The 656-nt window shown below is 61.9% G+C and carries 1 protein-coding gene; it reads right to left on the reverse strand.

Going from position 1 to position 656, the window contains the following annotated elements; genetic code table 11:
- Window positions 1–656 (reverse strand): hypothetical protein (locus tag AX735_RS25835; RefSeq protein ID WP_202189567.1); only part of this gene is annotated, 656 nt, incomplete at both ends.

Here is a 656-nt window from a genome sequence, read left to right on the forward strand (position 1 = left end):
CCCGCCATTGGCGGTGATCGCGCCGGAGTTGAAGCCGGTCCCGACACCGGCAAGCACGTTGCTGGCCCGGATCGGGCCGTTCACACTCAGGCTGCCGGCGGTTCGTACCGGGGTCAGGGCAAAGAGGGGCGTCGGATCGAAATCCTGTCCCAAAGAGGTAACCATCGAGGTGTTGCCGACATAGAAATAGCGGCTGGCGGCATTTCCGGTGGTGACCGCGCCGTTGAACAGGATATTGCCCGTGCCCAGCGCGATGATGTTTTCGCCGCTGGTGAGCGAACCGGCGTTGATCGTGCCGCCTGCGATAAAGCCGATATTGCGGGCGCCGGTCAGGTTGCCGACCTGAATATTGCCGGTCTGCGACAACAGGCCCACACTATAACTGGTAGTAGGCAAGGCACCTGCGGCATTGACATTGCCACCCGTGATGCTGCCCAGCGCCTCGATGGCGAACTCCAGCCCGGTCACGGCATTGCCGAACTGGACCGAACCGGCTGCTTCAAGCTCGGTATCCTGGCCAGACTGGATATCACCCAGCGCCATGTTGCCGGCGCGCGTATCCAGCACGATATAAGTGCCTGCCGTCAGATTGCCGATGGTCATGTTGCCGGCATTGACCAGCAGGTCGATATAGCCGTTGGTCGCGGTGACGGCAG

The sequence above is a fragment of the Blastomonas sp. CCH1-A6 genome, from assembly GCF_001556365.1.
Lineage (GTDB): Bacteria > Pseudomonadota > Alphaproteobacteria > Sphingomonadales > Sphingomonadaceae > Blastomonas > Blastomonas ursincola.